Raw genomic sequence first — 23,315 nt, forward strand, 5'->3', positions numbered from 1 at the left:
TATTGAAAGTAGCCGGTTTTTAAGTACTAATTTTCAATCTATAATGGATTTGTATTTTATTAAGTATAGTTCATTTAAGCGCCTAAACCTCTATTTTTTTTTGCTTTGTTGTGTTTAAGACTATCAATGTTAAATTCCTTAATTAAATCTTCTCCATTTTTTTCCGTAAATGAGTTATTTAATATTTCTTTAACTGACTTGATATAATAATCTTCTAATAATTCTAACTTATTATTAATACCTTTATTATAATCAAAGTATTCATAATCTTCTTCGATTCGAAATTCTCTTTTTAAAAATATTTGGCAACTATTCAAGATATTTAAGAACATTAAATTCGGATTATCGTCATTCAATGGTGTATAATGTCCGTTTGACTTTAGACAAAACGTTTTTCTATAATGGATAAACCAATCTTTGTAACCTTTATTTATTAGTTTAGTTTTAATGCTGTTTAGTCCGTTTAAATGCATATGAGCCATATGAGCTAACAATCGTAAAAAAGCATAAATAGTTTTTACAGTAATAGGTTGAATATCATTAAAATTAAATCGTGAACCATTTACCTTAATCTTACTTGAGCGCATTTGAGAAATAATACTAATAAATTTCAAATGGGAATAACTTATAAGATAATAAGCTCTTGGTGTAATTGATATTTCATCTTCAAGTTTTATATCGTTATAAGAATTGATATCAATAAAATGAGATAATTCGATTATACCTTTGTCAAAGTTCAAATGAGAGTCTTTAATAAGATAAAATATTCTCTGCTTGATAGTTTCTTCATCATAACCTAAATCTTCTAAATTTTTTACAACAAGCGAAACGTATGTTTTTCTATCGAACGAAAAATCGCTCCTAACTATTGTTTGTTTACTTAAATTAAAAATAGATATTAAGATTAGATGATCTAAACTGCAATCAAGAGCGTTTTTATTACCTTCTAACCAATTTTGAACATCTTGAGGTATGTTATATATATCTTGAGGTATAAATATACCTTTAGTATTAGACCATCCATAAAAGTATGATTCCAAAATGAATTGTTGTCTATCTCTATTTGAGTTAAGCAAATCAATTTTTAAATTTATTTCTTCTTTAAGATAATAAATAAAATTGATTATGTTAATGAGCATTTCTCTTCGGTCATAATTACTTAAATCTAAAAATGCGACTCTTAATTTTTCGGTATCCAATAATAATTTAGAATAACTTTCTAACTCTTTAACACTTTCAATATGAATTGTTTCATTTTTATTTTGTGACTCAACTTTTTCTGTCGTTGAAGAATTTACATATTTTTTTATAAAATCAATTCGTTGTTCGTACATTGATTTTGCAAATTTTTCTTTTCCCGTTTTTAGTAAATCACTTTCGATTTTTACTTTTTGGTCTGCTGAACAAAAACCATTTTGATTGATTATTAATTTTACTTTGTCATCAAATATTTCCTCATCAATGAAATCTTTGTAGTCTATTGAGAATTCTTGAACTATATACGAACCTATATCACTCAATCCGTTAATTGAAACATTTTTAGAACGAATTGAAATTATACTTTTTACAGAAGATTTTAATACGCTTTGATATTTTCGAAAAAACACACAAAACTCATCTCTAATTGAATTATCAATTATACTATCAACATTGTCAAATGATAAAACACATTGCTTATCCAATTTAAATGAGATGTACCTAAAATAATTATTTGGTTTTAATGAATTTGATAGCTTTAGAAATAAACTTCTAAATTCTTCAGATTTACTTTCATTTCTTTGCGTGCGGAACCATTCAATAAAGCTCTCTTGTGAATTAACTTTTTTATCAAAGTCAAAGATACTTTGTAACTTCCTAAAAATTGTTATGAATTCAGGGTTATCAAAGTCTTCTGAATATAAATAATCTGATTGTTCCACCAGGAAATCTACTATTGTATTATCAGTAATATTAATTGTGTTAAAATACGACTGTAATTTTGTTGTTAAATACTTTTGAATAAAATTTGATAGTGATTCATATTTAGAATTGGACTCATCATTGATTCCAGTGACTTTCTTAAAATCAATATATAAAGAATATATATTCCCTTCTTCTACTAGACTATGTAGTACTTTTCGCAAAATTGTAGTTTTACCTGTGCCAGGATTTCCTAAAATTACAAGTTGAGCTTGATCTTTTCTTATTTCCTTTAATAATTGTTGTTCTTTTTTTACTCTATTTAAATATATTTCAGAAAAAAAAGTGCTTTCATTCAAACCAATATCTTTCGTGATACTAAATCTGTTTTCATCACTATACTCGTCTACAGCATAAGTAATTGTAGATTCGAAAACACTAAAACTATAATCTCTTTTATTCATTTCTTTTTGATTCTATTATATCGAGAATATTTTCTTTTTTAATTCTTGCAATTTCAGATTTTTTTTTATCAGTTGAAATGTATTTTTCTTCTTCTTTAGAATAAATGGTTAATAAAACTGATAGTGTATTTAAGTCTTGTGAATTAGCAATATGCAAACTGTTTTTTTCTATTTCTTTTTGTTGTTGAAAAATAGTGTAAATCAATCCGACAAATGCTAAGCCAGAAAATAAGGCATTAACAGCACCAAACATATCTCCAATTTGTCCTCTAACTGCAAAATCATCAGTATAACAAATTATTAGATAGCCACTAATTGCCCAAAGAAAAAGGACAAAAATTAAAAGTGTTATTATTTGAATTGAATTCCTCATAGTTTTTAGATTTTATAATTATGTTAATCAGTACAGATTTTAAGCTTGAACACATTTTTTTCGAGTATGATTTGTTGCTTTGGCATTAACTAAGTTAGCAAAAGAAAACGAACCGGAGGAAATTCCTGCGGAATCTCCAAGTAGACGATAACCAAGCCATTGGCTATACAAGTTGCTAGCAAACACTTTTATGTTCTTTAATTTCAATATCTCCAATGTTATTTCTAATCGAATTAATTATTTCAGTTCTGTCAGATTCATTCATATTCTTACCTAGAATTATACAATTAAAAGCTTCTTTTGGAAGTGGAATTTGTCTGTCAGACATTGTTGCTGGATGTTCCCAAAATTTTTGAGTTCTGTATTCTTTTTCGAATTCCCACTTTTTTTCTTTGTAATAAACTTGTTTCCATCTCATTTCTTCTCGACTCATAATTGGATCAGGTAATAAAATAGGCAATTCATTCGGATATTCAACTTTTCCACCACCACCAAGAAAATTAAATAGTATTCGTGAATTATAACCTACACAAAAACCAGAATGATTGTTAGCATATTTTTCCCACATTGAATCTAAACAATTTTCTGCTGTGAGACTTAAAATACCTAATCTTTCAAAATAGCCTTTGAAATATTTTTTTTGATAATTTTCATTAAATTCAGGATTCAAATAATCTTTTTTATCTAATAATTCTCTTACTCTTTTCCTTTTTTGTTGTCGGCTTAAATTTTCGTCTAAATTTGATATTCGTGTATAAACTGATTTTGCTTGTTCTGCTGACATTAAATCGTATCTAACAGGTGATTTGCAATCAAGCTTATCTTCGAATTGATTTGGTGAAGCCATGAAAACTTCTCTTTCAATAATAAACCTCTTATTGAATTTATTATTCCAATCACGATATTTAAAGAGAATTTCTGGAAATTCAATATGGTCTAAAGTCTTAAATATAATTTCTTGTTTCAAATGTTCGCTAACGTGTTATATGTGGATAAAACAGTCATAAATCCTTTCAAATATTACTAAAAAGACGACTCTTTATTTCATAATTAATTTCAAAATATATTGTTAATCAATTCTTACATAATGACGCTTATAAGTTATAGGGTAACTTATAAATAAGTAAACTTTTTCTACACCTCTTTAAGTAAAGGAGATAGAGACTTTATGTTCCTCTTTTTTTATTATGCGTCAACAAGAATTATATAAAAGGGAGTTTTTAAAGATATAAAAAAACTTTAGGATTCAATAAAAAGTTAAAATATTTTTTGAATTTTATTTCTAGCTGTCAAGCAGTTAGAATATATAAGCTACTATTATATACTAAAATTTCAATCTTCAAAAATTAAAAACATCAAAATTTTCACTTATATTTGATTACGATTAATTACTAATTATTATAATAACAAGTGAACACAAAACTGAACACGTTTTGGAACACGATTAAGAATACGATGAATTTTTAAGTGATTTCAAATCAATCAATTACGATTTAAAAAAGCTCTTTTTTTAAAATTCATAACCCAGAGGTCACGAGTTCAAATCTCGTTCTCGCTACAACAGTGAAAGTCTAGTATGAAAGTACTAGACTTTTTTATGTGTTACGCTTAAAGCTCGCTTTATAGTGGATAAGATCGAGACTGCGAATGATTTAGCTAAATATACTGTATGTTCATTTTATTTGCGCATTTCTATTACTTAAGATCTCATGATGTGCTTACCACGAAGATCGTTGGCGATATTCCAGAGGGCATGTTTAAGTACAGCTTGTTTTTGGTCTTAGGACATTGATTGGTTTTGAGTTAAAAAACATTTAAAATAAGCTGTGATATTACATAAAAATACCACATGAAAACACTAAAATTATTAGCTTTGTTATGCGATGCGGAGGTTTAACTTTAAGTCGCTTTGCACCAAAGTATAGTTCCTGTTGGACTGTATCCCTCAAGGCGATGGCTTTGGTGTTTTTTTATTAGTTTTATTTTTAACTGATTGGTCCTAAAACACCTCTGCTTTTACGATGGATATATTAACGAAATCCATAATGCAAGAAACATATTAATGTTGATAACACCTACCATCAGCATTTTTCGTTTTGCGCTTACAACGCTTACCTGCTTGGGTTTTACCAGTGCATTGTGTTGCTACAGCTTTTTTTGAAGGTGCTTTACCTTCAGCTTTGTAAACTATTGCATTAGCCTCAGCATCTGAACTCGCTTTTGTATTTTCTTTGGTTGGTTTACACACACCACAGGCTGAGAAACCTAATGTTATTGCTTTATCTAAGGTAAGTTCTTTTTTAGAATACTTAAGATATCTACATGTGCTTTTATGATACTTCTCTCCTGTTTTTGTGGTATACACTGTTTGTGCTAACACATTAGTAGAAAATGCAATAGACACTATAAATAATATAAGTCTTATCTGTTTCATAGTTTTCTCTTTTTATTACTCATCATAAGTCATCACATCATCGTTTCCTACTACGATCTGTGTTACATCTACGACATCTAGAAAGATAAGTTAAAGAAAACTCGTAAACACCTCTTGTGTTTCCAATCTTGGAGGTGTTCATGTCATAGGATAAACCAAATCTAAATTCGGTATATTCTAAACCAAAAAAGGCATTTATGGACGTTAACATATGGCTGTTATCAACATTACGAGCAGGATTTGTAGCTGCAGTTAGTCCTACAAGAAATTGATTAACGTGAAAAAGCGAACCAATATCAAAGCGATTATATTGTCCTTGTTGCATATAATTAACAGTCATCATAATACTATAATCATTCATGAAAGGAAACCGATAATTTCCATGTATCGAATAGAATATATTTAAGGGCACCTTCTCACCCTCTACAAAAGACACATTTGGTCGATTTAAATGTTTTACAGATGCACCAAACCAGTAGGTAATGCCATTAAATTCTTTTTTTTCAAAAACAATTCCAGTTGAAAAGTCTAAGAAGTAACGATTTCTTGTATTATTACTTAATGGATCTACAGAAACTGAACTAATTTCACCTGTATTAATATTTATTTGATCTGCTAAAGTAAGATTGCCAAACTGATTGCTTTTACTGCCAACACCTACTTCAATACCAGGTCTAAAAAACCAGCCACCATCTAAATTAACACGATGTGCATAATTGGCATTTATCTGGGTGTAATTGTAATTATTGAACGTTTCATGTTGCCAAATGGCATTAAGACCTACTCCAAAGCCTAGACTTGGCCCATAATCAAAAGATTTATTTACAAATGCATATTGTGTTGTTAAGTTTAAGTCTAAACTAGGCCATTGCAAACGACTTAAAACACCAGCATAAATACGCTCGTTATCTTCAAACCCTGAAAACCCTGGATTTAAAGTTTCTTGAACATAATTGGATTGTGAAAAAATAGGATCTTGTGCTTTTACTGAATATACGATTGCAAAGAATGCTATAGTGAGGATTGTTTTTAAATTCATTCTAATTAGATTATTTAATAAATACAAAAGCACCTTGTTGATTAATTACATCGTCATAGAATGTACTGGCAGAAAACGTGTAATAGTAATTTCCATTCTCGGCTTCCTCTTCATTAACCTTACCATCCCAACCTCGTATATCGTCGCCAGATTCGGAATAAATGAGACTTCCCCATGTATCGTATATATTAAGTTCTAATCTGTTTAATCCAATATACTCAGGACCAAAATAATCGTTAAGATTATCTTGATTTGGTGTAAAAGCATTTGGCATGATGAGTTTGTATCCTTTTTCGACAATTAGTGTGACTACTTTGGTATACACACAGCCAAAAGGATAGGTCACTGTTTGAGTTACAACATAGTTTCCTACTTGTAAATACGTATGTGTTGGGTTTTCATCTCCTGTAAAACTACCATCTCCAAAATCCCATAACACACTTACATAGTCACCAGTTGCAGTATTGGTAAATTGAATAGGGTCTTGGATAGCAAAAATGCCATAATTAGTAGAACCGAACGAAGTTGTTTCAAAATCGGGATCTCCAAGAACAGGCGTTTCCACATTGAAATCATAACTAATTGAGCAGCCTAAACTATCTGTCACCTCTAAAATGACTAGACCATTTTCATCTGTCGTCATCAGTTCATTATTTAAACCACTTACTATTCCGCTAGACCAGTTATACATAAAAGGAGGCACTCCTCCACTGGCTACTGCAACAAATGTTTGATCTACTGTGTGCGCTTCACAATCTACTTCAGATTGTGTATCGACTTGAAGTACTAAAGGTTCAAACCTACTAACATTCCAACTTCCTTCGATATCACAACCATTAGCATCAGTAACGACAACAGTATAATTGTTAGGAGGCACATTTTCTAAATCTTCAGCTGTAGTGCCATTAGACCAAACCACATCAAAAGGAGGCGTACCACCTTGAATCAATAAATTAATAGCACCACTATTCGTATCCTCACAATCGAGCGCATTGGTCACATTTGCTGATACTTGTAGTGGCAGAATATCAAATATGGTAAAGCTATCTTGAATTGTACAAGGTTTGCCATCGGTTATCGTAACAGAATAGGTACCAGGTGCTAAATTATTACGCTCTACACCTGCTGAAGCATCATCATCCCAAACTACAGTTACAGGATCGATTCCTCCTTGAAAATTAAGTATTATACTTGCATCATTCTCGCCAGAACAAGACATTTGAGTTACGACTGGATCTATTAAAAATATAGGAGGTTCATTGATTATAATAGGAAAAGCTTTAGAGCAGTTTTCGGCATCTGTAATTGTTATGGTATAAGTTCCTCCTGATAAATTGGTTTGACTATTTCCTGTTCCGAAGTTACTCCAAGCAATAGTATAAGGTAAGACTCCACCAGAAATATTGTTGATTGTTATGGACGCATCATTATCACCATAACATTCAATTTCTGTAGCCGTAACATCAATCATAATTTCATCATTTTGAATGATTACAACCTCAAGAGTATCTATACAATTAGATGCATCGATTACTTCAAGTTGGTAGGTTCCTGCTGATAAATTATCAATGTTTTGATTTAAACTTGTAAAGCCATTTGGCCCAACCCAACTAAAGATATAATCTGGTCGCCCTCCAGTTATACTAACTTCAATTGCACCAGTAGATTCATCAAAACATAATACATTAGTTTGAATATCTAATGTCACCTCTAAAAGTGGAGGCTCAACGATTGAAAAACTTTGAGTTATTGGTCCGCAATTATTATCATCAGTTACTGATATTTCATACGTTCCAGGAGCTAAGTTTAAGATATCCTCGTCTGTGGAAAATGGCAACCCGTTTAACGTCCACGTGAACGTATATGGTAAGGTTCCTCCTTCAATAGAAATACCTATTTCACCATCATTAGCTCCAAAACATGAAATCGTCTCTGGGTCAAAATCAATAGCACTAAACACTAATTCATCAGGTTCAGTAATGGTAAATGTTTCAGAATATGGACAACCACCATCATCTTCTATATTTAAGATATATGTTCCTATCTCAAGACTAGAGATATCTTCATCTGTGCTAGAGAATCCATTTGGGCCAGTCCAAATAATGTTATAAGGGTTTCCTGTTGAGAATGGTACTCCTCCAACTATTGCAATTTCAATAGATCCATTATTCGATTGAAAACAATTATTATTTGTTGCATTAGATGTTACTGAAATTGAAGGATTGACTGTTACCACGACTTCAAAATCGGCTCCAATACAATCTCCAGATGTTGGTGTAACAGTATATGTAACAGTAGCTGGATTTGTAGTGGTATTAATTAATAACTGAGAAATGTTTGACGTATCTGTTAATTGTTCTGTTGCGCCTGTAATACTTCCTGCTGGATTAATAATTGGTGTAGTCCAAGTATAGGTTGTATTTGCAGGAACAACATCTCCGTTAGACGTATCTGGAATGTATTCGAATGAATTATCACTACATATTAAAACATCAGCATCACTAATACTTGGTGTTACATTAATAATTATCTCTGACACCTCTGAACTAATTTCAGAGCAACCGCCTGAACTTAGTGTAATTATACAATAGTAATAGGTCGTTCCAATGGCACTAACATCAGGACTGTATGTGGAAGTAGTTGCACCTGCTATAGGAACTCCAGAAGTTATATCATTCGTTATATTTTCATACCATTGATATGTTGGTGTACCAGAACCATTTACATAAGACACCGATAAATCTGCAGTCGTTTCACCTAAACATAATTCATCTGATATGGGCTGACTTGTAAATTGTGCAGCTGCTGTTACCTCAACTTCACTTATTGAACTGGTAACTTCACAACCTGATACGTCTTGAGTGATGATGCAATAGTAAAACAATGTTCCAACTACTGTTGTTGGAGGCGCAAATAGATTAGATGTTTCACCTGCAATCAATGTTCCGCCTACAGTGGAATTAGTTGTATTTACATACCATTGATACGAAATGTTACCCAAACCATTTGAAATAGTAACTTCTAAGTTTATAGGTATTGAATTTTGACATAAACTTTGAGACGCTTCTGGTTGATTAGTTACTATTGGATCGTCTACAACGATAACTTCTGCGACATCACTTACTAAATTTGAACAACCACTTACTCCATAATTAATTTCTACATAAAAATAATAGGTTCCAGATGATGTAAAAGCAGAAGGTGTGAATGTTGCATTTGTAGCACCTGCAATAAGGGTTCCGCCAGTATTACTGTTTGTTAAATTACTATACCATTGGTATGTTGGAATACCTGCTCCTCCAGTAGTCGTTATTGATAATTCATCAGCCAGACCACCAACACAAATGGATTGCGTACTAATAGGTTGTGTATCAATTTGAGACACTTCTTTAACTTCTATTAATGCTGTTTCAGAAATGATTTCATTACAACCACCAGTTGAAAACGTAATGATTATATAGTAATACGTATCACCGACTGTATCTGTTGGAGGAGAAAATGTTTGAGATGTAGCACCTGCAATAGGAGTGCCTGTAGCAGTATTATCAACAGTATTTTCGTACCATTGATAATTTGGAGTTCCTGTACCTTGATAAGCAACTGTTAAATCTAGAGTTGTACCATTAAGGCAAACTTCATCAGGTATAGGTTGTACCGTTATAATAGGAGCAGGTTCTATTATAATACTAAAATCAAGAGAAGCTCCGATACAACTACCAATTTGTGGTGTAACTGTATATGTAAGTGTTATCGTACCGTTCGTTGAATTTATTAAAGTTTGCACTGGTATTTCATCTGTTACTCCTGAAGTCAAAAACCCAGTTAATCCTGAAGGGTTATTAGATGTCCAAGTATATGTTGTATTAGCTGTATCAGACATTAAGTTTATAGCAACTGTATCTGCACCAGAACATATGGTTTGACTGACATCTGTATTAGTGATTGTAGGCACTGGTGAAATTACAAACTCTTCAATATCTATATGTGTCCCACAACTGTTAGACACTTCTAAACTCAAAATATAGCTGTTAGGTGTATTAAAATTAATTTCAGGAAATTCAGAAGTTGCATTAGTACCATTTATAAATTCCCAATCAGTGGGAGACACGCCAACATCAAGACTCCAATTATAAGTTACCATATCTGGACCACAACTAACAACGGTAGATGTTGGCGAAACTAATGCTGATGAACCACAAAAATCTATTATTTCAGAAATCTCTGCTTGAGGTGGCGATTTAACAAATATTTCTTGAGGTAAACTAGTCGTCACTCCACATGAGTTTGTTCCTTGAAGAATAATTTCATAAGTTCCAGAATTTGTAAATTCAATTTCTGGAGTTTCAGAATTAGCAGTTGTACCATTAATAAAATTAGCACCACTTGTTGTACCACAAAAACCTGGAATATAATTAATAACCCATTCAAAAGTTGGTACTCCGCATTGATCTGTTAAATCTGTAGTGTTATTAAAAACACTAGTGTAAGGTGCACAACCTTCTATATTATTGACAGTATATTCAGGGGTTAAAGGTGCTTCTACACATATTTCTTGTGTGACAGGACTGGTTTGTCCGCAATAATTTACCGCATATAGCGAAATTGTATAAGTGCCTGGAGTTGAATAAGAATGGGTAGGTTCAAAATCAGTATAAGATGTTCCATCACCCATATCCCAAAACCAATCAACAACAGTACTACAGCCAGGGTTATAACCACTGCTAGAAGTGTTACTTATTTGTATATTTTCATTGACACACGTAGAATCTTCAGCATCAAAACTCACTTCTGGTTTTTCAAGAATGGTAATTGGTCCTGCTGTTAGATTAGAAGTTCCACATGATGTTATTATGTCTAAAAGAACGGTATAACTTGAGTTTGGACAATTAGATGCTGTATAAGCATGTGGAATTGGATAATCTATCGAAGCTGCTGGGTCAGAACTGTTGTAATATGTTGATGATTCTAATTCACTTTGTGTTAATACAAAAGTTGTACCATCACCAAAATCTATATCATATATAGTATCTGGAGGGTTTAATCCCCAATTACTTACAGCAAATTCTAATGGCACAATAGGCGCACACAAATCTACTGTAGCTCCAGGTGTTACTATACCTCCAGTCGGATTGCTAGAGTTTTTTACTGTATACGTAATTTGTGAATGGCAACCATTAGCTCCAGTAGCACTAATCACCATATTAAATGAACCAAGACTCGTATAAGTATGCGTTATAGGAAAAGACACATTATTCTCAGAATTTCCATCACCCCAATTAATAGAATAAGAAGTAACACAGCTATCTGAACTTGAAGTATTCCCTACAGAAACTGTATACTCTATTGCAGCAGCATTACAATTTTCAAATGGAACACCAAACCCTGCATTAAGATCTTCAAAACTAATATTTGGCTTTCTTTTTACAGTTACGGTATGTGAAATATTAGTAGAATCTCCGTTGTCATCAGTTACTGTTAGAGTTACATTAAAAGTTTGAGTTCCTCCACATCCAAAAGTCTGAAATGCATGATTAGGGTTTGGTTGTGTAGATGTTGAACCATCTCCAAAATTCCATTCATAATCAAAAGGACCATCACCTGTTACTGTAGAAGTAAAAGATATACTTTGTCCTGAGCAAGTATTATTATTGTTGAATGTAAAATCTACTACTGGAGGAGCAAATAAAGATTCCTCATACTTTATATTAAAAGCAATTGCCGAAGTTACTAGAATAAAAAAAGTAATTCCTAAATAAACATATTTATTGTTCTTCATAACCTATTGCTGATTAATCTTTTACATTAATTTTTCAATTTATACTAATAAAATCTATGAAAGGATCTTTTTCGATAAACGAATCTAATTATCGATTAATTCATTATTTGATTCTTTTCTTAAAAAAAATCAAGATCAGATAATCAAATTTTTAACTGTTTGAAGTTAAAAACTACCCTATTAAATCGTTTGAGATTCCTTAAAATAACATTAATAAAAAGCACTCATATAAATAAAAGCAATTATACTAGGAAACAATAGCCATATAATTGCTAGTTTAATAACCTTAAGTGATTTGTTATTTCTTTTAAGTATCTTTTTTATTTTAATTGGTACTATTTCAATATGATCTAATATTCGACAAACATAAATCTATTCAATAGTTTTACTTTGCCGAAAACCGTAAACTCAATAATGAAATAATCATAATTATTAGCTAAATCTATTTTTGATTCTTTTCAAAAAATCAACTCGAAATCTAATTATAAAAAAAATTATTGCACATACCCAATATTAGGTATATTACTAAAGTCTATATTAATCCAAAATCTTTAGCCGTGGAGACTAAATGAATGAGATTATTTGCTTTAAATTGTATACGTAATTTATTTAGTATTCAACTAGATTTAATTAAAATGTAAAAATGCCACCAACTCAATATATTATTAATTTATAAAATTGACACCCTCAACTATCAATATTATATTTAATCTAAGATTTATTATTTATAACTAGTGAACACGTTTGGAACACGACTAAGTATAAAGTGAATTTTTCCAGAAGTCACGAATTCAAATCTCGTTCTCGCTACAACAGTGAAAGTCTAGTACGAAAGTGTAGGACTTTTTTTATATACTATTTGTAGAGCCTGCTCTTAATAATTATTATAAAGAGATATCATTTCTTAAACATAACTAATAATCCTAATTTATAATTAAAGTTACTCTTCAGGTTTCCAATAACATTTAACCTCCTTTCAACCAATAAGATAGCAATTAAACGTTTTTATTTTCATACAAAGTATATAATTGCTCTTAATCGAGTTTTCTATTATAACATATACAATTTTATTAATTTTAACGAATTAATTTACAGGATGTTACCGCAATAACCTCTGTAATTCTATATAAACAACAAATAGTAATTACGAAAAATCTACATTTTAAATACACTTTATCGATGATAAACTGCTTTTTATCGATTATTTTGTTTTGAAAAAAGTTTTTATTATTATATATTTGACTCCCTCAAAAGTTAATTATAAAATTATTATTTATCAATCCACTGAATTAAAGACTAAACGTATAGGACTAAATAAGTATTAGCTATTAATAATCTTTTGCGATCATGAAAAAAAGTTACTTCTTGTTAATTCAATGTTTAATTGCTTTAACTTTTTCTATAAGTTTAACTGCTCAAAACGAGTTTATAACAACTTGGAAAACAGACAATCCAGGTACTTCAAATGCTACATCGATAACCATTCCAACTGTAGGAGGAGGCTATAATTATGATGTAGATTGGAATGACGATGGTATTTTTGATCAATTTGGAATTACTGGTGGTATTACTCATGATTTCGGAACTGCCGGAATTAAAACGATACGAATACGAGGTGCTTTTCCAACAATTCATTTCAATTTTGGTGGAGATAGAGAGAAAATTCTTGAAGTAAATCAATGGGGAACTATTGCCTGGAACACTATGTATGAATCATTTAGCGGGTGTATTAATTTACAATTTAACACCTACCTCCCTTTTGATGCACCAGATTTAAGTAATGTGACCTCTATGCGCGATATGCTAAGAAACACTACTAATTTCAATAGTCCCATAGGTCATTGGGATGTGTCAAATGTTACTAATATGTCAAATATGTTAGGTTTCGCAAGTGCTTTTAATCAAGATATAAGTAGTTGGGATGTGTCTAATGTTACTAATATGTCAAGGATGTTTAACGCTGCAACATCTTTTAATCAAGATATAAGTGGTTGGACTACTTCTAGTCTGACTTTTATGAGTGGTATGTTTTTTACAGCATCTTCTTTTAATCAAGACTTAAGTAATTGGGATGTGTCTAATGTTACTGGTATGCGTAGCACATTTAGGAATGCAACTTCTTTTGATCAAGACTTAAGTAATTGGGATGTATCTAATGTTACTGATATGCTAACGATGTTTGAAAATGTTACACTCTCGACCCCAAGTTATGATAATATGCTAATCGCATGGAATAACTTAACTCTGCAAAACAATGTTAATTTTGACGGAGGAAATAGTAAATACTGCTCGGTTGCCGCAACAAATGCTAGAGCTAATATGATAGCTTCAGATGGCTGGTCAATTATTGATGGAGGAGTAAGCCCACCTATAGCTATTTGTATTTCTGCTCCTTTTACAATCAACTTAGATGCTAGTGGAAATGCTATATTATTAGAAAGTGATATTGATGACGGATCTAATACTTGTGGTAGTGGAACATTAGGTTTAAGCTTATCTCAAACAGCTTTTACTTGCGCAGATATAGGAAGTCATATCGTAACCTTAACCATTGATAATGGCAATGGAAATACCGATACTTGTACAGCTACTGTTAATGTTGTTGATAATATTGCACCAACTCCAGATGCTGTTACTTTGACTGATGTTACTACCGAATGTGAAGTTACAACTCTAACACCTCCTACTGCTACTGATAATTGTAGTGGAACTATTACCGTTACAAACAACGCAACGCTTCCTATTACAGCACAAGGTACTACGACTATTATATGGACCTATGATGATGGCAATGGAAACACGGTTACACAAAATCAAAATGTCGTTATTGATGATATAACTAACCCTATTCCTGATGTGGCTACTTTAGCTAATGTAACTGCCGAATGTGAAGTTACAACTCTAACACCTCCTACCGCTACTGATAATTGTAGTGGAACTATTACTATTACAAACAACGCAACACTTCCTATTACAACACAAGGAACAACAACTGTCACTTGGACGTATGATGATGGCAATGGAAATACAATTACTCAAAATCAAAATGTTGTTATTGACGATATAATGAATCCTATTCCTGATTTTGCAACTTTAGCTAATGTCAATGCGGAATGTGAAGTTACAGCTCTAACACCTCCAACTGCTACTGACAATTGTGGAACTGTTACTGTAACAAACAATGCAATGCTTCCTATTACGACTCAAGGGATTACAACCATTACTTGGACGTATGATGATGGCAATGGAAATACAGTAACTCAAAATCAAAATATTGTTATTGATGATGTAACGAATCCTATTCCTGATGTGGCAACTTTAGCCGATGTAACTGCAGAATGTGAAGTTACAACTCTAACACCTCCTACTGCTACTGATAACTGTGGAACTGTTACTGTAACAAACAATGCAATGCTTCCTATTACGACTCAAGGTACTACAACAATTACCTGGACCTATGACGATGGCAATGGAAACACGGTTACACAAAATCAAAATGTTGTTATTGATGATATAACGAATCCTATTCCTGATGTAGCTACTTTAGCTGACATCACTTCTGAGTGTGAAGTTACAACTCTAACACCTCCTACTGCTACTGATAACTGTGGAGGAACTGTTACAGTTACAAACAATGCCACACTTCCTATTACAACTCAAGGGACAACAATTATTACTTGGACATATGATGATGGCCACGGAAATACGGTTACTCAAAATCAAAATATTGTTATTAATGATATAACGAATCCTATTCCTGATGTGGCTACTTTAGCTGATGTAATTGCAGAATGTGAAGTTACAGCTCTAACACCTCCTACTGCTACTGATAACTGTGGAACCGTTACTGTAACAAACAATGCAATGCTTCCTATTACGACTCAAGGAACTACAACTATTATATGGACGTATGATGATGGAAACGGAAACACAGCAACTCAAAATCAAGATGTTGTTATTGATGATGTGACTAATCCCATTCCTGACGTAGCTACTTTGACAGATGTAACTGTCGAATGTGAAGTTACAAGCTTAACACCTCCTGCTGCTGCTGATAACTGTGGAACGGTCATTGTAACAAACAATGCTACACTTCCAATTACAGCTCAAGGGACTACAACTATAACATGGACGTATGATGATGGTAATGGAAATACAGTAACTCAAAATCAAAATATTGTTATTGATGATATAACAAATCCTATTCCTGATTTGGCAACTTTAGCTGATGTAACTGCTGAATGTGAAGTCACTTCTTTAATTCCTCCAACCGCAACTAATAATTGTGGTGGAATTGTTACTGTTACAAATAATGCAACGCTTCCTATTACTACTCAAGGAACTACAACTATTACTTGGACTTATGACGATGGCCACGGAAACACGGTTACTCAAGATCAAGATATCATTATTAATGATGTGACAGCACCAACATTTAATTCTTGTCCATCAAATACATCTGTTAATAATGATCTTGGAAATTGTAACGCCATTGTAAATTATACAATCCCTACAGCAACTGATACTTGTGGAACTACAACTGTTACTCAAACTGATACTACTGGATTGACTACTGGTGACTTTTTTCCTATTGGAACAACAACCTTAGAATATACTGCTAATGATGGACATGGTAACACTTCTATTTGTAGCTTCACCATAACTGTTATTGACAATGAAATTCCAACAATAGTTTGTCCGACAGACATCACTATTAATGCTGATATTAACTGTGAAGTTACAAGTGTAACTTTAGGAACACCTGTTACAAATGATAATTGTGGTATTGCTACTGTAACAAACAATTTAGCAGCACAACTACCTTTACCTGTTGGTAATCATTCTGTAATTTGGACTGTAACAGACAATGCTGGTTTAACAAACACATGTACACAATTGGTCACAGTTATTGATAATAATCCACCTGTAATAAGTTGTCCAACTCCAAATGCATTTTATAATACTGATGCTGGAGAATGTGATGCAACATTATCATTTACTGCAACTGCAACCGATAATTGTAATGCTTCACCTATAATAAATTATGAGATTAGTAGTTCAACGATTAGTTTTCCATATGATTTCCCTATTGGAACAACTACAGTAGATGTTATAGCTGATGATGGAAACGGATTAACTTCAACATGTAGTTTTGATGTAATAGTTGAAGATCATGAAGCGCCAATTGCTGATTGTCAACCTATCACAATAACGCTAGACGCTTCTGGGAATGCAAGCATAGCTGAAGATGCTATCAACGACCTATCTACAGACGCTTGTGGAAGTTTAAATTTTGACACTGATACCACAGATTTTAACTGTTCCAATATTGGTGTAAATAACGTAACTCTTACAGTTACTGATGGTAATGGAAATTCATCTAGCTGTAGCACCACTGTAACAGTTTTAGATAATGTACAAAGCGCAACAGCTTCTATTACTTCTAATCCAGCGTCACCAATATGCCAAGGAGAATCTGTTACTTTTACGGCTTCAGGAGTTAATTTAGGTACAAACCCGCAATATGAATGGTTTGTTGGAAGTACATCTGTTGGAAACAATAATACAATTTATACCACTACTGGATTAAGCAATGGTGATGATGTTTATGTAGAAATCACATCTGGCCCATGTAATACGGTTACTACAAGTAATACGATTATAATGACTGTAAATCCGCTTTTGCCTGTATCATTTACATTGAATGCTTCAGCAAATCCAGCTTGTTTAGGAGACAATTTAACTTTCTTTATAACAGGTTTGACAAATGGAGGATCAACACCTATTTATCAATGGTTTGAAGGCGGAATTCCTGTTGGTGCAAACACAAACTCTTACGCTTCGACCAGCGTTACGGATGGCGAAGTAATTTCTGTTGAAGTAACTTCAAGCTTACTTTGTGCTAACCCATTAACAGCTAGCGAAAGTATAACAATGACCGTAAATCCAGATGTCACTTTTAATTTATTGACTGGAAACGATATACAAACCGTTTGTAATGGTACAGCAATGACTGATATTAATTATACAATCGGTAATGCTACTAATGCTTCAATTACCGGAATACCAGCTGGAATAACAGGAAACTATAATTCTGGAACGTTTACAATTAGTGGCACACCTACTCAAATAGGTGTATTCAATTATACAATTGCTCCAATTGGTTGTGGAAATGCTACAGCTACAGGTACAATTTCTGTTGGACCAGATGCTACAATTTCACTAATTTCTGCTTCAGAAAATGAAAGTTTATGCAATGATAACACAGCAATGTCTCCAATTCAATTTCAATTAAATACAGGAGCTACTGGAGTTACTTTAACAAGTGCACCTGCATTACCAGCTGGATTAACTGGTTCATATAATAGTGGTTCAGGAATATACACCATTAGTGGTTCAACAAATCAGTCAGGAATTTACAACTATACTGCAACAACAACAGGTTGCGGTCCAGGAGATTCGATTTCTGGTATTATAAAAGTTTATGATGGAGTGCCCAATCAGCCAACAGGAATTTCTGGCCCATCATCTTTATTTTGTCCTGTTGCTCAATTAAATTATTCAGTACCCTTAGATCCAAACGTTGAAACTTATACTTGGTCAACAACTACAGGCTTATCAATTGATTCTGGACAAGGTACAAATGAAGTGGTAATATCATTAAATGGTGGTTTTGCTTTGTTCGAAACCATAAGTGTTACTGCAACTAATGATTGTGGAACCTCATCAAGTAATTCTGAAACTATCTTTTTAAATTTCTCATTAAACGATATTGATGCTGGAAATGACATTTACGTATGTGCAGGAACTACTTCAGTAACCATGGATGGAGATGCTGGTGGTTTAAATTATGATGAATGGACTTGGGACGACAATGGTGCTGGAGGATCTTTTTCTACGGAATATATTGGAGAAATTTGCGAATATATTTGTACAGATTATTTTTGGATTTGGTGTATTGATGGTTATGATGATTGTAATGATGTTTATGATTATTCAGAAACTAGTACTTATACAATTCCTGCTTCAGCTCAACCTGGAGATGTGATAACAATTTCATTGTTAGCGGATAGTTTTGGTTGGTGTGCTCCATTAGAAAGCACAATGCAAATTCATATTTTAGAAGTACCTGAGGCTGAAATAACATCTTCCGAAGTTACAATTTGTGAAGGAGATTCTACTAATATTACATTTTCTGGGACACCAAATGCTCAAATCCGTTATAATGACGGCTCTGGAAATTTACCTTGGCTAACACTTGACAATAACGGATTTGCAACTATAACTGTTAACCCAACATCTACAACCACATATACTTTAAACAGAGTAAGGTATCAAGCGAGTACTTATCCTGGAAACAATAATTGTGGTACAAGTTTAAATGAAACTGTAACTGTAAATGTAAATATCCCTCCAACAGTTGCTGCTCCTTCTGATATTACAATTTGTGAAGGAGATACAGTAAACCTATCTTCGAGTTCTTTTGGAGGAACAAATGCTGTTGCTATATGGAGTACTTCAGGTAGTGGTGTATTTGCTGGTAATATATACACACCAAGCGCAGGAGACATTTTTAATGGAACTGTTACTTTAACCTATACAAATACACCTAGTGATGGCTTATGCTCTGGAGTTAGTGATAGCATGGTTGTAACTATAAACGAACTTCCAACCGTTTACGCAGGTATAAATCAAATTATTTGTAGCGATAGTAGCATCGTCTTAAATGGTAGTATTGGTGGTAATGCTAATTCTTCTACATGGAGTGCACCAAGTGGAAGTTTCTTAAACATAAACAATTTAAATACAACATATACACCTAGTATTTCAAGTGGTACTGTAACATTAACTTTAACAGCTAATAATCCAGCTGGTTGCGGACCAGTTATAGATACAGTTGATATTATAGTTAATCAAGCTGCATCTGTTAATGCTGGTTTAAATCAAACTATTTGCTCTAATGAAACTGTTGATTTGTCTTCTGCTTCTTATGGAGGTAGTGCAAATTCTGCTTCTTGGTCTACAAACGGAACAGGAACTTTTGCTGGAAATATTTATACACCAAGTATAACAGATATTACAAATGGTACAGTCACCTTAACATATACGACTAATAATCCTTCTGGTGTTTGTAATTACGCTTCAGATGATATGGTTGTAACCATAAATGAAGCTGCTACTGTAAATGCAGGAACAGATATTACACATTGTTCTAGTTTGAATACAGTTAATTTAAACGCAACATCAAATACTTCTGGATTATGGTCAGGTGGTACAGGAAGTTTTAATAATAACGCATTGCTTAATGCGATTTACACATTTGGTCCTGGCGAAACTTCCGGAACAGTAACACTTACCTATACAACCAATGATCCTGATGGTGCTGGGCCTTGTAATAGTGCTTCAGATTCTGTAATAATTGATGTAATTCCTTTTGAGAATGCTTCTGCAAGTAACACAACTACTATTACTGATTGTAACGATACTACAATTCAATTACTAGGTAATTCAACGGGTCAATGGTCTGCTGTCTCAATACCAAGCGGAAGTCCTTTTAGTTTTTCAAATGTGAATGATCCAAACGCTACTTTCACTGGTGAAAGTGGAATTAACTATGCTATTACTTGGACATTAAATAATGCTGCTCCATGTACAGATGACACATCAACTTTTAATGTAGCATTCCCTGTCTGTGGCGACTTTATTGATTTTGATGGAATTAATGACTCTGTTGACTTTGAAAACAATAATAATGTTTCTGGTTCATTTAGTATTGAAATTTGGATGAAACCAAATACAATTAATGGCAATATTCAAACCATATTATCAAAACGTAATGCTAATAACTTCGCGACAGGTTATGATTTACGATTAGTAAATAATACTATTTCATTCCATTCAAATGGTTATAACATTTCTGCTAATGGCATAACTTCTAACCGTTGGTATCATGTAGCAGTAACATACAATGGAACTGCTTATACATTATATGTCGATGGAGTACAAAGAAATAGTTCATCTGGACCCAATCCAACTACAAATACAAACCATATGCTTTTAGGAGCTATGAGTAGAACTAATAATACTCCAACAAATTATTTTAATGGTTGGATGGATGAATTACGTATCTGGAATTCAACTCTAAGTACGGAACAAATTCGGGAAATGATGAATCAAGAAATTGAAAACAATACTACTGTTAGAGGCTCTATTCTAGGTTTAGATGTTACTGGATTAAATTGGAGTAATCTAGATGCCTATTATCAAATGAATCAAGGCACAACAGATATTTCTGCTGGTTATTTAGTGGGTAATGTAGGTGTATCTGGACGTTTATCTAACATCAATTCCTTACAAGAAGAATCAGCTCCATTACCATATATAAGTACTAATAATGGTAATTGGGACAATGCAAATACTTGGTTAAATGGAAACGTACAAATGATACCAAACACCAATAATGTTGATTGGAATATTGTTAGAACTAATCATGATGTAGACTCAGGAAACAGGTCAACAACTCTATTTGGATTACTTGTTGATTCTAATAGATATCGTGTAACTAACGACCAACCATTAATTATTACTGAATATTTAAAAATTGATGGTACTTTAGACTTGGTTGGTGAATCTCAATTACTTCAAAATTCAAACAGTATTGTTGATTATACAGGAACAGGAAATCTTGAACGTGACCAGCTAGGAACTAGTAATATTTTCGCTTATAATTATTGGGGAAGTCCTGTTAGTGCCAACGGAAACACCTATTCTATAGGTAATGTATTATATGATGCTACAAACATAAATAATCCTCAACCTGTACAATGGACAAGCAACTCAAATGCAGTTGGAACAACTTCACCTGTAACTATGAGTAGACGTTGGTTACATCTTTATGAAAATTATCCTGAAGCGTCGTATGCAGATTGGAATGCAATTTCTGAGACTACATCAATACCAGTTGGATTAGGATTTACCATGAAAGGAAGTGGAAATAGTACAACATTTCAAAACTACACTTTTGTCGGTCAACCAAATAATGGAACAATGACTTCTCCAGTAACTCCTGGTTATCAGGCTTTAGTCGGAAACCCTTATCCATCATCAATTGATTCTCACTCATTCATTGCAGATAACAGTGCTGTACTTTTAGATGGTACTATCTATTTTTGGGAACAATCTTCAACAAGCGATTCACATTACTTATCTGAATACCAAGGTGGTTATGCTTACTTAAATTTAACAGGTGGAACTGCAGCTGTATCTCCTCCAGAAATAAATGGTGTAGGGAATGCTAATAAAATCCCTAGACGTTTTGTTCCTGTGGGACAAGGTTTTTTTGTGACTGGTAATGCTACTGGTGGACTAATTCAATTTAACAATAATCAACGTGCATTTGTTAAAGAATCTAGCGGAAACTCTGTTTTTATGAGAACCACTAATCCGAATAATGAAAATTCATCTAATAGTGAAACTGAAGACCTCAATAAATTTATTCGAATTGATTTTGTATCTCCAGAAAATGCCATTCGACATTTATTACTAGGATTTATGAATCATAATTTAGCAACTGATGCCGTAGATTATGGCTATGATGCTTTAAATAACGACAACTTCCCAAGTGACATGTCATTCAACATTGATGGTGAGAATTACATCATTCAAGGTGTTGGTAATTTTGACAACTCAAAATCCTACCCTTTAAATATTAATATAACTAATGGTGGAACTATAGAAATTCAGCTTGCCAGTTTAGAAAACTTTGAAGAAGATGTTAATGTATTCATTTATGATTCTCAAGAAGGTACATACACTCAATTTAATGATTTAAGCTTCCAAATCACATTAGAAGCAGGCAGTTATAATGACAGATTCTTTCTAGTATTTCAAGAAGATTCTACATTATCAACTATAGACACTGAACTTAAAGATATTATGGTAAACTATCTTCAAACAAACAATGAAATCTATATTCAAACACCAAATTCAATTCAAGTTAAACAAGTATACTTAATTAATATTGCTGGTCAAGTTGTAGCTTCATGGAATGCTGCTAACCTACCATTATCTGATAAAATTAAAATACCTGTTAAGAACATTTCAACTGGGAATTATGTTATAAAAGTTGAAACAAACTATACTACTTATAATAAAAAAGTTATCATTAATGACTAATTATTATGTGACTTAAAAGAATAATTTTATTTCAAATAAAAAGAGCTTTCGTTTTATAACATCCTTAGGATCATTTATAAAATAGAAGCTCTTTTTAATATTATTTACGACTTCAAAATCGATATAAACAAAGTTAAATCATAACAATTTAGTTT

Annotated in this window: 7 protein-coding genes; 1 reads left to right on the forward strand and 6 read right to left on the reverse strand. The window is 32.5% G+C overall.

The features are described from left to right. Positions 1 to 74: 74 nt before the first annotated feature. The 6 genes from MUN68_RS10935 to MUN68_RS10960 all read right to left on the reverse strand — a co-directional run bounded on the left by MUN68_RS10935 (position 75) and on the right by MUN68_RS10960 (position 11,985). Positions 75 to 2,363: an ATP-binding protein gene (locus MUN68_RS10935; protein WP_249996258.1), complete on the reverse strand. Its 2,289-nt coding sequence runs from the start codon at positions 2,361 to 2,363 to the stop codon at positions 75 to 77. Then, positions 2,356 to 2,736, reverse strand: a complete 381-nt coding sequence (locus MUN68_RS10940; protein ID WP_249996257.1) for a hypothetical protein — start codon at positions 2,734 to 2,736, stop codon at positions 2,356 to 2,358. The genes MUN68_RS10935 and MUN68_RS10940 overlap by 8 nt, the downstream gene beginning before the upstream one ends. A gap of 175 nt (positions 2,737 to 2,911) precedes the next feature. After that, positions 2,912 to 3,703: a DUF2971 domain-containing protein gene (locus MUN68_RS10945; protein WP_249996256.1), complete on the reverse strand. Its 792-nt coding sequence runs from the start codon at positions 3,701 to 3,703 to the stop codon at positions 2,912 to 2,914. Positions 3,704 to 4,795: 1,092 nt separating this feature from the next. After that, a complete protein-coding gene (locus MUN68_RS10950; protein ID WP_249996255.1) occupies positions 4,796 to 5,170 on the reverse strand; it encodes a hypothetical protein in 375 nt (124 codons plus the stop codon). 37 nt (positions 5,171 to 5,207) lie between these two features. After that, positions 5,208 to 6,209 carry a PorP/SprF family type IX secretion system membrane protein gene (locus MUN68_RS10955; RefSeq protein ID WP_249996254.1) on the reverse strand — a complete coding sequence of 334 codons (1,002 nt, stop codon included), beginning with the start codon at positions 6,207 to 6,209 and terminating at the stop codon, positions 5,208 to 5,210. 10 nt (positions 6,210 to 6,219) lie between these two features. Beyond that, a complete protein-coding gene (locus tag MUN68_RS10960) occupies positions 6,220 to 11,985 on the reverse strand; it encodes a PKD domain-containing protein (RefSeq protein WP_249996252.1) in 5,766 nt (1,921 codons plus the stop codon). A 1,347-nt stretch (positions 11,986 to 13,332) separates the two neighbouring features. On the opposite strand from MUN68_RS10960, the gene MUN68_RS10965 reads away from it, so the two are divergent. Continuing rightward, a complete protein-coding gene (locus tag MUN68_RS10965; protein ID WP_249996251.1) occupies positions 13,333 to 23,160 on the forward strand; it encodes a BspA family leucine-rich repeat surface protein in 9,828 nt (3,275 codons plus the stop codon). Positions 23,161 to 23,315: the final 155 nt, after the last annotated feature.

This window comes from Psychroserpens ponticola, assembly GCF_023556315.2.
GTDB lineage: Bacteria > Bacteroidota > Bacteroidia > Flavobacteriales > Flavobacteriaceae > Psychroserpens > Psychroserpens ponticola.